This is a genomic window from Salinicoccus halitifaciens, assembly GCF_021026095.1.
GTDB classification, from domain to species: Bacteria; Bacillota; Bacilli; order Staphylococcales; family Salinicoccaceae; genus Lacicoccus; species Lacicoccus halitifaciens.
The window spans coordinates 110,734-125,056 of the sequence record NZ_JAJNCU010000005.1 but is presented as its reverse complement, the minus strand read 5'-3'; the positions used below and the strand labels follow the sequence as shown (position 1 = coordinate 125,056).

Genomic DNA, 14,323 nt, shown 5'->3' with positions numbered 1-14,323 from the left:
CTTATGGGGGAAAAGGGAATGGCAGTTAAAAGAAATCGCTGGTTGATAGCGCTTGCAGCGGTCGGGATCCATATCTCGATCGGATCTGTATATGCGTGGAGTGTCTTCACCGGCCCGCTCCAGGAATCAATCGGCTGGTCATTGTCTGATGTATCGTTCACATTCAGTCTGGCCATCTTATTTTCAGGGCTCTCGGCAGCATTCATGGGGCATTTTGTTGAAAGGTACGGTCCCAGGATGTCCGGCTTGGTTGCGACATTATTTTTCGCGATCGGCATGGGCATCGGCGGTTATGCTGTACAAGTTGAAAGTCTGTGGCTCTTGTACATCAGTTACGGAGTGTTTGGCGGTATCGGGCTTGGGATCGGCTACATCACCCCTGTATCGACACTGATCAAATGGTTTCCAGACAGGAGGGGGATGGCGACGGGCCTCGCAATAATGGGCTTCGGCTTTGCTGCGATGATCGCATCACCCGCCATGGAGTTCCTGATGGATGCATTCAGCATTCCGGCAACGTTTTTTGTGCTCGGATCCATTTATTTCATAGTGATGCTGGCATCAAGCCTGTATCTTGAAAGGCCGCCTGAAGGATATATGCCTGAAGGCATGAAGAATACGGATGATTCACCGAGGGAAGTGAAGCGGGACTACGTCCAACTCACCGCCAACGAGGCGATCAAGACAAGACGATTTTACTTCCTGTGGCTGATGTTGTTCATCAACATCACCTGCGGCATCGCAATCCTGGCTGTGGCCAGTCCGATGGCCCAGGAAATCACCGGTGTGACAGTGGCAGCCGCAGCAATCATCGTCGGTGTCATGGGCGTGTTCAATGGTGCCGGCAGGCTCATATGGGCGTCCATCTCGGATTACATCGGCAGGCCGAATCTGTACACGATTTTCTTCGTTATCCAGATTGGCGTGTTCGCCATACTGCCGGTTGTGACGAATGAATATCTGTTCGCCATCTTATTGTTCATCATGATTTCCTGTTATGGAGGCGGTTTCGCTGCGATACCCGCCTACATCGGAGACATCTTCGGCACGAGGCAGCTCGGTGCGATCCACGGCTATATTTTGACGGCATGGGCGGCAGCAGGCCTGGTGGGTCCGCTCATCGTCGCAGAAATCTACGAGGTGACGGCAAGCTACACATTGACGCTGTATATATTCACGGGGATGTTTGTAGTGGCGCTCATCCTTTCACTGCTTATACGCGCTGACATCAGAAAGATCAGGGAAAGTGCCGGTGCAACGGCGGGAAGTTCACAAACTGTACAAGATAAACCTCAGACAGCTGAGTAAATATCCTTTTTAAACATATAAAATTAATGTATAATATATTTATTATGGATAAAAGGAGTGTCATAAATGGGTAAAACTTTACACCCGGGTCCTATTAACAAAACAAAGAGATGGGACACAAGTTTATGGGTCAGCCCTGTACCTTTTGGAATCACAAAAGTCAAACCACGACATATCATAGATTCAGCCAAAATTGCATGGAAGAACAAAGACAACCTGAACTATGCCAAAAATATAATCTTAAAAGGGGTTTGTGACGGATGTGCGCTCGGCGTGGGCGGCCTTCAGGACCAGACTCTGACAGGCCCGCACGTATGTACAACGCGCTTCAACGTCTTAAGACTGAACACAGCGCCGCCGATCGAGCCTAAAATGCTGCACCAGGACATCAACGAACTCAGGAAGCTCAGCTCTTCAGAACTGCGTGAACTGGGACGCATACCTTACCCGATGATCCGCCGCAAAGGCGAAAACAGGTTCACAAGAATTTCATGGGATGAAGCGATGGACACCGTTGCGGACAAAATGAAACAGCTTGATCCAAAGCAGTATGCGTTTTACTTAACAAGCCGCGGCATCACGAACGAATCGTATTATGTGGCTGCGAAGACAGCGCGTTACCTCGAGACGAACAACATCGACAACGCGTCAAGAATCTGTCACTCCCCGAGTAAATCAGCATTGAAACGCTCAGTCGGCGTCGGTGCTTCAACTTGTAACTATCAGGACTGGCTCGGCACTGATGTGCTGGTATTCTGGGGAAGTGTCGCTTCAAACGCGAGCCCTGTCTCCACCAAATATATGATGGAAGCGAAAAAACGCGGTACTAAAATCATCGTGATCAACCCGTACAGGGAACCAGCGATGGAAAACTACTGGGTGCCGTCTGTAGTCGAGTCTGCATTATTCGGTACACAGCTTGCAGATGACTTCTACGAAGTGAACATCGGCGGCGATATCGCGCTGATGCACGGTATCATGAAACACTGGTTCGAAATGGAAGCTGAAGTCGAAGGTTCCGCGATCAACCACGAGTTCGTACGTGACCATGTCAACAACTATGAAGAATTGAAAGAAACAGTCGAAAGCCAGTCATGGGATGAAATCATCGAATCTTCAGGCATCACGAAGGAAAGGATTGTCGAGCTCGGAAACCTGCTTGCACAGTCCAAGAACGGTGTAATGGTGTGGGCACTTGGCCTCACTATGCACAAACATGCGACAGACAATATTTCACAGGTTGCAAACATCGGCCTCCTGCGCGGCTGGCTCGGACGCAAGTACAACGGCCTTATGCCGCTCCGCGGACACTCAAGTGTACAGGGTTCAGGCGAGATGGGCGCAGACCCGTTCTCATTGCCGGGTGGAGACTATGATGAAATCAACACTGAGAGAATCGAAAAACTTTGGAATTTCGAACTGCCGAAATGGCCCGGAGATTCCGTCGGTGTGACGATCGAAAATGCAATGCTCCCTGAAGACAGCGAGCGCAAACTGAAACTCTACTACATGTCAGGCGGTAACTTCCTTGAGACGATGCCGGATCCGGACTTTGTGAAGGATGCCCTTGAGAATCTGGATATCCGTGTGCATCAGGATATCATCCTGAACACATCCACACTCCTGGATGCCAAAGAAGCGGTCATCGTACTGCCTGCGAAAACACGTTACGAGCAGGACGGCGGCGGCCTGTCGACTTCAACGGAGAGAATGATCTACTTCTCACCTGAAATCGAAGGTAACCGTAACCGCATTGCCGAAGCACGCAGTGAGTGGAAGATCTACATCGATCTTGCCAAGCGCGTAAAACCTGAAAATGCACATCTGATCGACTTCAAATCCGGACAGGAGATCCGAAATGAGATCGCCAAGGCGAACCCTCAATACGACGGTGTCCAGTACTTGAAGAAGGCAGGCGACGTGTATCAGTACGGCGGAGCATGGTTATGTGAAGGCGGCGTATGTCCGACACCGGACGGCCGTGCGAACCTGATCAGCATGGATATCCCGGACAACAACGCGAAAGCCGGAGAATTCAAACTCCTGATGCGCCGCGGCAAGCAGTTCAACTCCATGGTTTACGGCGATAAGGATGCATTCAACCATATGGGCCGCTACGGCGTCCTGATGAGTGAAGCGGATGCACGCAGACAAGGTCTTGAAGAGAATGAAGCGGTCGTCCTCTACAACAAGAACGGCGTCTTCCAAGGCTTCGTTCAGTTTGCAGACATCAAGGACGGCAACGTCGGTGTCCTCTTCCCTGAAGGGAACTACCTCGTTGAGAAGGGCATCTACGAAAACTTCGTTGAAATGCCTGACTACGTCACTGATGTCAAGGTGGAGAAAGCAGACCACTTCAACGCAAATAAAGACCGTCAGTACTATGAAAAATCAATTCCGGATCTGGAAGACAATCCGAACTAAATATGATTTTTGAGCAAGCCGGCCCTGCGCCGGCTTTTCTTTTTGGGGGAATCTGAAAATGTGAGACCCTGCTTATTCGAGGGTGGATTTCGGAGTGAACGAGCAGAATTTATTCCAGCCTGCTCATTCGACGACGATTTTCAAGGGAAATGAGCAGGGAGATCCTGCATTTCCTACTGTTCATGCAGGGCTGTATATGGTAGCATATGTAATTATTCTAAACTTTTTTACAGGAGGGTAAGACGTGGAAAAATCTCAATGGGGTTCTAAAATCGGATTCATACTTGCTGCAGCCGGATCGGCGATCGGTCTCGGTGCATTGTGGCGCTTTCCCTATATGACTGCAGAGCATGGCGGCGGGGCGTTTCTTCTTATATTTCTATTGTTCACGCTTGTTGTAGGGTTACCGCTGCTTTTATCAGAGTTCGTCATCGGACGGGCAGGAGGGAGGAACCCAATCGAGAGTTTCGAATATCTCGGCGGTAAAAGATGGTACCGGATATTCGGCTGGAGCGGTAACATAGCGGTCATCCTCCTCCTGTCATTCTACAGTGTCATCGGCGGTTGGATCCTGCTTTATCTTGTGGTGGCATTCTTCAATACGGTCGGTCTGCTGCCGATTGCCGATTACGGGGAGATGTTCGGACGTGTCGTCACGGATCCTCTCTATGTCATTTTAGGGCAGGGCGTATTTATACTGCTTACTGTACTGATCGTCGCCCAGGGTGTCCAGAAAGGTCTGGAACGTGCATCGAAGATCATGATGCCTTTATTATTCATCCTGTTTCTGATCATCATCATCCGTTCACTCACGCTGCCGGGTGCGATGGAGGGTGTGGAATTCTTCCTGAGGCCGTCATTTGAGAACATCAACTCCGAAGCGGTGCTGTATGCGCTCGGCCAGTCATTCTTTGCACTCAGCATCGGTGCGACGACGATGATCACCTATGCTTCATACCTTGATAAAACGCACAATCTGACGCAGTCGGCGCTTTACATCGTGCTGATGAACGTCGTGATTTCAGTAATGGCGGGCCTTGCGATATTCCCGGCAATCGCTTCATTTGAAATGGAGAACGTGTTCGGTCCGGGCCTGATATTCATCGTGCTGCCGCAGGTCTTCAGCGAGATCGCCCTTGGAAATGTATTCTACATACTATTCCTGATCGCATTCCTGTTCGCAACGCTTACCTCGGCCATCTCGATGATTGAGATCAATGTAGCCAACGCAATCAAAGGCAACGAAAACAGACGTAAGACGATGGCTTATGTATTCGGCCTCATTGTCTTCATCATCGGGATCCCTTCTGCGTTGTCCGAAGGTGTGCTGAACGATGTGCAGTTCTTTGCAGGGACGGTTTTCGATAATGTGGATTTCCTCGTCTCCAACATCATGCTCCCGTTCAACGCACTGATTTCATCAGTGTTCGTCGGCTACATCCTGGAATACTCGACGATTAAAAACCAGATCGGTGTGGTGCAGGGCACTGCCATGTACCCGCTTTTCCGGGCATGGATATTCCTGTTGAAGTTTATCCTGCCGGTCATCATCATACTGGTGTTCGCAGCGAACCTTTTGAACTTCTTTTAGACATACAGGCGTCAACCTTGAATGGTTGACGCTTTTTTTTATTGTATTTAGTAAATTCACATTAAAAATGGTAAAATGAAATTTGATATAAGGGGTTAAGCCAGAGGGATGAATGGGGGAGAAGTCCATGATAAAGCTTTCGATTAGACGGCCGGTGCTGACGATGGTGACGATGCTGCTGGTCATCGTACTGGGTGCAGTATCACTTGTGAACATACCGCTGAAATTGATACCGGAAATCAATCCGCCAATCGGCGTCGTCGTTGCGACATATGATCAGGCCGGGCCTGAAGAGGTGAACGATCAGGTCACGATACCGATTGAAGAGAGCTTATCTACGACCACGGGACTGGATACGATGGCTTCCACCGCCCAGGAAGGCTCAAGCCTGACGCTCCTTCAATTCGGCTGGGCGACGGATATCAATGATGTTGAAGGGGAAATCAGCCAGGCGCTGGATAATGTCCAGCTGCCCGACGGTGCCGGCGATCCGAGCTTCCTGAAATTCGACCCGTCACAGCTGCCGATCATCCAGATGTCCGTCAGCAGTGAACTGGAAGAGCTTGAGTTCCAGGGTCTGGTGGAGGAGTTGAGCGAGGAGCTGGAGCGGATCGACGGTGTGGCGAGCGTCGATGCCGAAGGTCTGACCACGGAAACCATCGAAATACAGTTGGATTCCGATGAAATGGAAAATTATCAGCTGGAGATGAATACGCTTCAGCAGATGCTCGCCGCGAGTGATATATCGCTGCCGGGTACGACGATCAGCGATGGTACGGATTCCATCACCACTCGCATCCAGGCACAGATGCAGTCGATTGAAGATCTTGAGGCATTCCCGGTCACCATCGACCCGGAAGCGGGCGAAGAGGTGACTTTGGGTGATATCAGCGAGATTGTCCGGGTGAGTGACAGCGGGGAGACGATCTCCAGGACGAACCAAAACCCGTCCGTCCTGATCAATGTGCTTGAAGAATCCAACGGAAATACATCACAGGTCTCGGGAGAATTCCTGGATGTGCTTGAAAGTACGCTTGATGAACCGAGATTCGAAGGGATTGAAGGGGATGTACTGTTCGATCAGGGTGACTACATAAACCGCTCAATCCAGGACATCGCAACTGCGCTGATTCTCGGTGCCGTTTTTGCGATGGTGGTTTTATTCTTATTCCTGAGGAATGTGAGAAGTCCGATCATCATCGGCATCGCGATACCGTATTCGGTCATCTTCACCTTCGTGCTGATGTATTTTTCTGATTTCACACTGAACCTCTTGACGATGGGCGGCCTTGCCCTCGGGGTGGGGATGCTCGTCGACAACAGCATCGTTGTGATTGAAAACATCAACCGGCACCTCGGTCTCGGGAAAACGCCGAAAGAGGCGGCATATGAAGGGGCGCGGGAAGTTGCGGCTGCGATCACGGCTTCGACATTCACCACGATTGCCGTCTTCCTGCCCGTATTGTTCATCGAAGGGATCATCGGACAGATATTCACGCAGTTTTCACTGACGGTTGCTTTCAGTCTGCTGGCTTCCCTGATCGTGGCCCTCACCGTTGTGCCGATGTTTGCGAGCAAGTTCATGAAGACTGTGAACACTTCCATGGAGGAGAAAAGGCGCAGGAGCATATATAACCGCATAATCCAGAGGATGCTGAAATTCGCCCTGAGATTCCGTCTGCTGACGTTCCTGATCGTGGGTGTCCTGGTGGCCCTCGGTGCTTTCGGAATCTACCGCACCGGCATGATTTTCCTGCCGGAAACGGATGAGAGCTTCTTCACGGCGAATATAGATATGACTTCTGGTACGAATCTGGAAACGACCGAAGCGGCGCTTTTGGAAATGGAGGAGTATCTCCTTGGCATCGAGGAGGTCGATGTCTTCCTCGCGATGGCCGGTGCATCTGATACGAGCGGCATCGGGGCCGGCGGGGAAGCCTCGCAGGGATCGATCTATGTGACGACGGTGCCCCCGGATGAACGTGAACGTTCGACCAATGAAGTGGTGGATGAAGTCAGCGAAGAGCTGCAGAGCATCGCGGAAAACTATGTAGAGGACGCCGAGGTCAGCATGATGACGACCACTTCAACCGGCACCGACTCCTCCGTATTGACATTCGACCTGATGAACAGCAGTGAGCAGGACCTGGAGGAAGATGAAGAGAAGATCACAAGGGCACTCGGTGAAATGGACTCCGTCACTAGGGTGTCGAACAACACGACCGATACGATAGATGAACTTGCCATCACGCTGGATCATGATGCACTTTTTGAGAATGGCCTCGCTGCCTCCGAAGTGGCAAGTACGTTCAATAATATGACGACCGGCATGGATGTCTTCATGGTCCTCGACGAGAGCACGGAGGAATATCTGATGGTGCGCATGACGCTGCCCGATGAAGATGTGGACTCCGAGGAGGCCCTCGGTGATATGGTGATTTCGAGGACGGAGGAAGGTGCTGTGACACTGGATGAAGTGGCGACGGTCGACAGGCAGCCGGCCCCGTCCGCCGTCGAGCGGATCAACGGCCAGCATGCCTACCAGTATGAACTGGAGCTTGAACCGGGTGCCAATTTATCGGAAGCGGTGACCGAGATGCAGGACATCGTGAATGGACTGGATTTATCCTCCGGCAGCAATCTGTCATTCACGGGTGACCAGGAACTGATCGAAGACTCCATCATGGATATGATCATGGCCATGATACTCGCCGTCATACTCGTATTCCTCGTCATGGCGGCACAGTTTGAATCATTCAAGTATCCGTTCGTCATCATGTTCACAATCCCGCTCTCCGCCGTCGGTGTCATGCTCGGGTTGTGGCTGACCGATACCCCGCTGAGTGTACCGGTGTTCATCGGGATGCTTGTGCTGATCGGCATCGTGGTGAACAACGGCATTGTACTTGTGGACTTCATCAACCAATTGCGGGCACGCGGCATGAATGCCTATGAAGCGATCATCGAAGCGGTCGATGTACGTACACGGCCGATATTCATGACGGCTTTCACGACGATACTCGGACTTGTACCGATCGCCATCGGGCTCGGTGAAGGTTCTGAAATCAACCAGCCGATGGGCATCAGCGTCATCGGCGGGCTGCTTGCAAGCACGCTCCTGACACTGGTCATCGTCCCTGTCGTCTACTCTCTGTTCACAAAAGAGACTTTGACGATGAACCGTAAAAAGAACCGGGATAAGTTCAACAGGTGATATCACGAATAAAAGACGCATTTGACCCACGGATTCGTCCGGCGGGTCCGGTGCGTTTTTTGATGTTGAAAGTTATATACCTGCAGGTTGTTTTTCTATATAATTAGACCAATGTCAGATTATCTGACATCAATTTTGTGGATGGAAAAAAATGTGTTATTATTTTCCCCATAGTTGGAGTGGTGATCATGAACAATGATGAAAGTCGAAGAAATGCTCCCGTGTTCCCAATGTCATCTGCGATGAAACTGACCGGACTGACCGCGCGTCAAATCCGCCATTATGAGACGGCCGGGCTGATTGCGCCCGCAAGGAGTGAGGGCAATCACCGCCTCTTCTCGATGAATGACTTTGAAAGGCTGCTCACCATCAGAACGCTGATGGAGAAGGGTTTCACGATGAAACGGATCGGAGAGATACTCGGCAGAGATGAAAGCCACCCGGCTGGTGAAATACTGAATTACAAAGAACTGAACAGGATGCTGCCAAACCGCGGGGATTTATCAAGATTTTTCTAAAAATAAGAGGGAGAGTGAATGGATGAAGAACAATTACACGAGGGATGACATCAAACGCATCGCTGAAAACGAAAATGTCAGGTATATAAGATTGCAGTTTACGGATATACTCGGTACGATCAAGAATGTTGAAGTGCCGATAAGACAGCTGGATAAGGCGCTCGACGGTGAAATGATGTTCGACGGCTCTTCCATCGAAGGTTTTGTGCGTATCGAGGAATCCGATATGTATTTGAAGCCGGATCTCGAAACATGGTCCATTTTCCCGTGGACGGCTGGGAAAGGGAAAGTCGCAAGATTGATATGCGATATTTATACAGTGGACGGCGAGCCTTTCGAAGGGGACCCGCGTTCAAATCTGAAGCGTGTGCTGAAGGAAATGGAAGAGATGGGATATTCGGCATTCAACCTCGGTCCGGAGCCTGAATTCTTTTTATTTAAACTGGATGAAAATGGTCACCCGACAACGGAATTGAATGACCAGGGTGGTTATTTTGATCTAGCACCGACGGACCTCGGTGAGAATTGCAGGCGCGATATCGTGCTTGAGCTCGAGGACATGGGGTTTGAAATCGAGGCTTCCCACCATGAAGTAGCCGAAGGGCAGCATGAAATCGACTTCAAGTATGAGGATGCAATCAGCGCATGTGATAACATCCAGACGTTCAAACTGATCGTCAAAACAGTCGCGAGGAAGCATAATCTGCATGCGACATTCATGCCGAAGCCACTTTTCGGCATCAACGGCAGCGGCATGCACTTCAATGTCTCATTGTTCAGGGGCGAAGAGAATGCATTTTATGATGAAAATGACAGTTTTGGCCTGAGCCAGGAGATGCGCCATTTCATGGGCGGCATACTGAAGCATGCAAGAGGATTCACGGCGGTCTGCAACCCGATCGTCAACTCCTATAAACGTCTGGTGCCGGGGTATGAGGCGCCGAGCTACATCGCCTGGAGCGGCAAGAACCGCTCGCCGCTTCTCAGGATCCCTTCATCAAGGAAATTGTCGACGAGGGCGGAAATCCGTTCAGTGGACCCGGCGGCAAACCCTTATCTGGCACTGGCAGTCATTCTGAAGTCGGGGCTCGACGGCATCAAGAAAAAAACCGGTCTGCCGGAACCGGTCAATGTGAACCTTTATGAAATGACGCGCGAGGAAAGGGAGGCACTCGGTGTGCAAGATCTGCCGTCGACCCTTTATACGGCACTGAAGGCCCTGAAAGAGGACGAAGTGGTGCAGGATGCGCTGGGGCCTCATATCATGAGGCAGTTCTACAACAATAAAACGGTGGAATGGGACATGTACCGCGCCCGTGTCTCCGAATGGGAACTTGAACAGTATTTGAATCAGTATTGATGAATAAAAGCCTGGTTTTAATAAAGGCTTAAAAAACCTTATAATTAAAATTTAACCTCTTAAGTTTACAAAGTTTTTATTTCCTCTGTAAACTTAGGAGGTTTTTTATTGGTTCTTTTTTTGGAACAATTAAATAGAGGTTGTTTTTTTGAAGGAAGTATAATAAAGTGACTAATAACACTAATTCATACTATTTAAATAGGATTAATGAAGCGGAGGAAATATAATGGATGAATCACTGTTGGTATGCGTTAATAAGGTATTTAAAAGCTTCAGTAATAAGGGTAAATCTGAATTGGTTTTACAAGATATCAGCTTTGATATCAAAAAAGGCGAAATAGTTTCAATTTTGGGGCAGAGTGGCTGTGGCAAGAGTACTTTGCTAAATATAATCGCAGGTTTTGAAACTAAAGACACAGGGCATGTTCTTTTCGATGGTGAAGAGGTAAAGGAATCGAGCAGGAAGGGTGTAATGCTATTTCAAAATTACGGTCTGCTTCCCTGGCGTTCTGTTTTGAAAAATGTAGAACTTGGCCTGGAGAATACAGGGCTTACTAAAGCTGAGATAAGAAAAAAAGCTAAATACTATATTGAAATGGTCGGTCTAGATGATAAGCTGGATCGTTTTCCCAGGCAATTATCCGGTGGCATGCAGCAGCGTGTTGCCATTGCCCGGGCTTTAGCAATTGAGCCTGAATTATTACTCATGGATGAACCTTTTGGAGCTCTGGATACAATTAACCGTTATTATTTGCAGGACGAGTTGCTAAAGATTCAAAAGAAAGCCCAAACTACAATTGTATTGGTGACACATGATATCGATGAGGCGATTTATCTCTCAGACAGGATCCTCATAATGGGAAAAGAGCCAGGCCATATTCAAAAAGAGATTAAGATAGATACATACAAACCAAGGGATCGCAGTGGCAGTGAATTCCAGCATTACCGCAGCTTGATATTAGAAGAGTTTCATTTAAGTATGACTAAACCGCCGATTGAATTTAACATCTAGAGTTCACAAGAGAGGAGAGAAATTACATGAAGAAGGCTTTGACAGGAATTTTAACTATTTGCTTAGCACTCATAATGAATGGATGCAGCAATCAAGCATCAAGCGAAGAGGGAGATGGAAAACCCTTAATTAAAATTGGTTATATGCCGATCACTCATGCAGTGCCATTATTCATGCAGGAAGATATGTTGGAAAGCACTAATGCTGATTATAATATTGAACTTGTGCGATTTTCTTCCTGGCCGGACCTCATGGATGCTTTGAACACTGGAAGAATTGATGGGGCTTCTACTTTGATTACGGTGGCCATGAAAGCGAATGAACTGGGTATCGATTTAAGAGGGGTTGCGCTGGGGCATCGGGAAGGGAATGTTCTGATGGGTGCTAAAGATATTAATGAAATAAGTGATTTAAAAGGAGAAACATTCGCAATTCCGCATAAGATATCTACTCACAATGTTCTATTATATCTGATGCTGAAAGAGGAAGGTATCGACTACGAAGATATAAATACTGTTGAAATGCCGCCGGCTGAAATGCCTGCTGCACTGGCAGAAGGTCGAATCAAGGGTTATGTTGTTGCAGAACCTTTCGGTGCCCAATCTGTCGTCATGGACAGCGGAAAAGTATTGTATCAATCCGACCATCTTTGGGAAAATTCACTGGATTGCGCGATTGTGCTGCACGGGGATTTTATCAAGAATAACAGGGGGCTGGCGCAGGATTTTATGAGTGATTATTTAAAAGCGGCCGCTCAGTCTGATGAGAAAGACGAGCATGTTCACCAAGTTTCCTCTGAATTCATGCAAGTGGATGAAGAAGTGATGGATTTATCAATGGATTGGATTTCCTATGATGAGTTAAAGATCGACGAAGATTCATATAATGACTTAAGAGTGTATATGCAGGAGATGGGATTATCTGAAAATCCGCCAACTTACGAGGAATTTGTAGATGTATCACTGTGGGATGAGGTTGGATAAATAATGAAGGTACTGAATAAATCCATGAATGTCATTTATGCTGTCGTGGCCGTCGTTGTTATATGGCAGGTGGCGATTTGGATGACGGATATTGAGGAAGCATTATTCCCGCCGCCATTAACTGTCGCGCAGGCGATTGTTTCTTTAGTTGCTGATGGGTCCTTATTTGAGCATCTGAATATAAGTATGTTCAGGTTTTTAACCGGATATCTTTCAGCAGCAATCATCGCTATACTACTGGGTCTGTTCCTGGGAAGGATGACTCGCTTATGGAATGTCGTCGACCCTGTTGTTCAAGTGCTGAGACCCGTTGCACCAATTGCATGGTCGCCCTTTATCGTCCTGTGGTTTGGTATTGGGAGTGCACCGGCCATAGTAATCATCTTTATCGCCGCTTTTTTCCCGATACTGCTGACTACTGTATCCGGTGTAAAAAGTGTGGATGAAACATATTTGAAGTTAGCCAAAAATTTAGAAATAAAGCAGCCATACTTAATGTGGAAGGTGATTTTACCTGCCGCTTTTCCTTCTATAGCGAACGGGCTTCATATCGGTGTGGGGACAGCTTGGATATTCCTTGTTTCAGGAGAAATGGTCGGTGCCCAATCCGGACTCGGTTACTTGATTGTAGATGCAAGAAACCTATTGCGGTTAGATTTAGTGCTCGCCGGGATAATCTTCATCGGGGTCAGTGGCTTATTGTTGGACAGACTGATCCGCCTGTTGGAAAAATGGATCGAAAAGCAATGGGGGATGGCATAGGGAGCTGAATCAATCGGCATTAGTCCCTCACTTTAACCACAGACAAGTCATTTGTATTTTCATCACAATGCGCACAGTAGTATGTAATTTCAACGCTGTGACCGCATTTTTCATGTACAAGGTTCTTATAGCATTTTTTCAAATGCTGCTCTCCCCAGAGAATCATGGAATTAAAAACATGTTCAAGTTCTCTGCCGCTTTCGGTCAATGTATATTTATAGCGGGGAGGATGGGCGGAATATAAATTGGATTCAATCAGACCAGTCTCTTCCAGGTATTTCAACCTATCTGAAAGCAAGTTGGAAGAGATGCCCTTCAAATTGTTCTTGATACTGGTGAATGTCATATTTCCTACCAAAATTTCATGGGCAATCAGAAGTGTCCATCTATCACCGAGGATATTTAATGTCTGTGCAATATTACAAGGTAAATCATATGTAGTCTTCACAATTATTCCCTCCAAATCTACTGGTAATTTAAATCATATCATAAAAAAGATATTTTAATTCTAAGTAATAAGTTGATTTTTTGAAGTTAGTATAATAAACTAACCTTAAAGTTAAAACCAAGTTAAATAGTATGAATTAAATTACTGAATTTTCTATAAGGAGAGGTCATTGATGCCACTATTTTTAATTGAAGCAGAATTTAACCGCCCGGTTGACAGCAAAAGTGATTTTGAGAAGAAAGTATCGGTTATGCAAGAAATTCTGCAAAAAAATAATCTCAACCTGATTGAAGTGCAGGTTTCTAAAGATTTTTCCAGAGTTTTCTTCATTCTTGAGGGAGAAGATGCCGAGACTGTTGAGAGAAGCTTGAAAGGACAGGATGTTGTCATCCAGCTCGTCAAAGAAGTGAGACTGGTGGGCAAAGACCTTGAAGAAGTGAAAAAACAAGCAGAGCAGGTCAATTACCTTGTCGAGTGGAATATTCCGGCAGAGCTTACTATGGATGATTATTTAAATCGCAAAAAGAAAAATTCTGTTCACTATTCAGAAGTACCTGAAGTTTCCTTTTCCAGAACATACGTGTGCGAAGATATGTCAAAGTGTCTGTGTTTCTATGATGCCCCGGATGAAGAATCTGTAGTAAGGGCACGCAAAGCGGTTAAAACACCAATTGATTCCATTACAGAAATTAATGACGCGTAG

11 protein-coding genes are annotated in these 14,323 nt (G+C 47.6%); 10 read left to right on the top strand and 1 reads right to left on the bottom strand.

The genetic code is table 11. From position 1 onward, the window contains the following. Window positions 1-18: 18 nt before the first annotated feature. From LPW40_RS10700 to LPW40_RS10660, 9 genes are all read left to right on the top strand, one after another. Window positions 19-1,308, top strand: coding sequence for an L-lactate MFS transporter (locus LPW40_RS10700; protein WP_230822236.1), 1,290 nt, complete (start codon window positions 19-21; stop codon window positions 1,306-1,308). 66 nt (window positions 1,309-1,374) lie between these two features. Beyond that, window positions 1,375-3,732 (top strand): FdhF/YdeP family oxidoreductase, encoded by a 2,358-nt coding sequence (locus LPW40_RS10695; RefSeq protein WP_230822235.1) that lies wholly within the window; start codon window positions 1,375-1,377, stop codon window positions 3,730-3,732. 244 nt (window positions 3,733-3,976) lie between these two features. Next, the gene (locus LPW40_RS10690; RefSeq protein WP_230822234.1) at window positions 3,977-5,323 is read left to right on the top strand and encodes a sodium-dependent transporter; all 1,347 of its coding nucleotides are present in this window, start codon (window positions 3,977-3,979) and stop codon (window positions 5,321-5,323) included. Window positions 5,324-5,450: 127 nt separating this feature from the next. After that, window positions 5,451-8,537: an efflux RND transporter permease subunit gene (locus tag LPW40_RS10685; protein ID WP_230822233.1), complete on the top strand. Its 3,087-nt coding sequence runs from the start codon at window positions 5,451-5,453 to the stop codon at window positions 8,535-8,537. Between the two features lie 188 nt (window positions 8,538-8,725). After that, window positions 8,726-9,055 (top strand): MerR family transcriptional regulator, encoded by a 330-nt coding sequence (locus tag LPW40_RS10680; protein WP_230822232.1) that lies wholly within the window; start codon window positions 8,726-8,728, stop codon window positions 9,053-9,055. 22 nt (window positions 9,056-9,077) lie between these two features. After that, window positions 9,078-10,415, top strand: coding sequence for a type I glutamate--ammonia ligase (gene glnA, locus LPW40_RS10675; RefSeq protein ID WP_230822231.1), 1,338 nt, complete (start codon window positions 9,078-9,080; stop codon window positions 10,413-10,415). A 226-nt stretch (window positions 10,416-10,641) separates the two neighbouring features. Next, window positions 10,642-11,427: an ABC transporter ATP-binding protein gene (locus LPW40_RS10670; RefSeq protein WP_230822230.1), complete on the top strand. Its 786-nt coding sequence runs from the start codon at window positions 10,642-10,644 to the stop codon at window positions 11,425-11,427. Between the two features lie 26 nt (window positions 11,428-11,453). Beyond that, window positions 11,454-12,410: an ABC transporter substrate-binding protein gene (locus LPW40_RS10665; RefSeq protein ID WP_230822229.1), complete on the top strand. Its 957-nt coding sequence runs from the start codon at window positions 11,454-11,456 to the stop codon at window positions 12,408-12,410. A 3-nt stretch (window positions 12,411-12,413) separates the two neighbouring features. Then, complete coding sequence (locus LPW40_RS10660; RefSeq protein WP_230822228.1) at window positions 12,414-13,172, top strand: ABC transporter permease; 759 nt, start codon at window positions 12,414-12,416, stop codon at window positions 13,170-13,172. 19 nt (window positions 13,173-13,191) lie between these two features. On the opposite strand, the gene LPW40_RS10655 is transcribed toward LPW40_RS10660, so the two are convergent. Further along, window positions 13,192-13,620 carry a winged helix-turn-helix transcriptional regulator gene (locus LPW40_RS10655; RefSeq protein WP_230822227.1) on the bottom strand — a complete coding sequence of 143 codons (429 nt, stop codon included), beginning with the start codon at window positions 13,618-13,620 and terminating at the stop codon, window positions 13,192-13,194. A gap of 172 nt (window positions 13,621-13,792) precedes the next feature. Here LPW40_RS10655 and LPW40_RS10650 point away from each other — a divergent pair, with 172 nt between their 5' ends. Next, window positions 13,793-14,323: a DUF4242 domain-containing protein gene (locus tag LPW40_RS10650; protein ID WP_230822226.1), complete on the top strand. Its 531-nt coding sequence runs from the start codon at window positions 13,793-13,795 to the stop codon at window positions 14,321-14,323.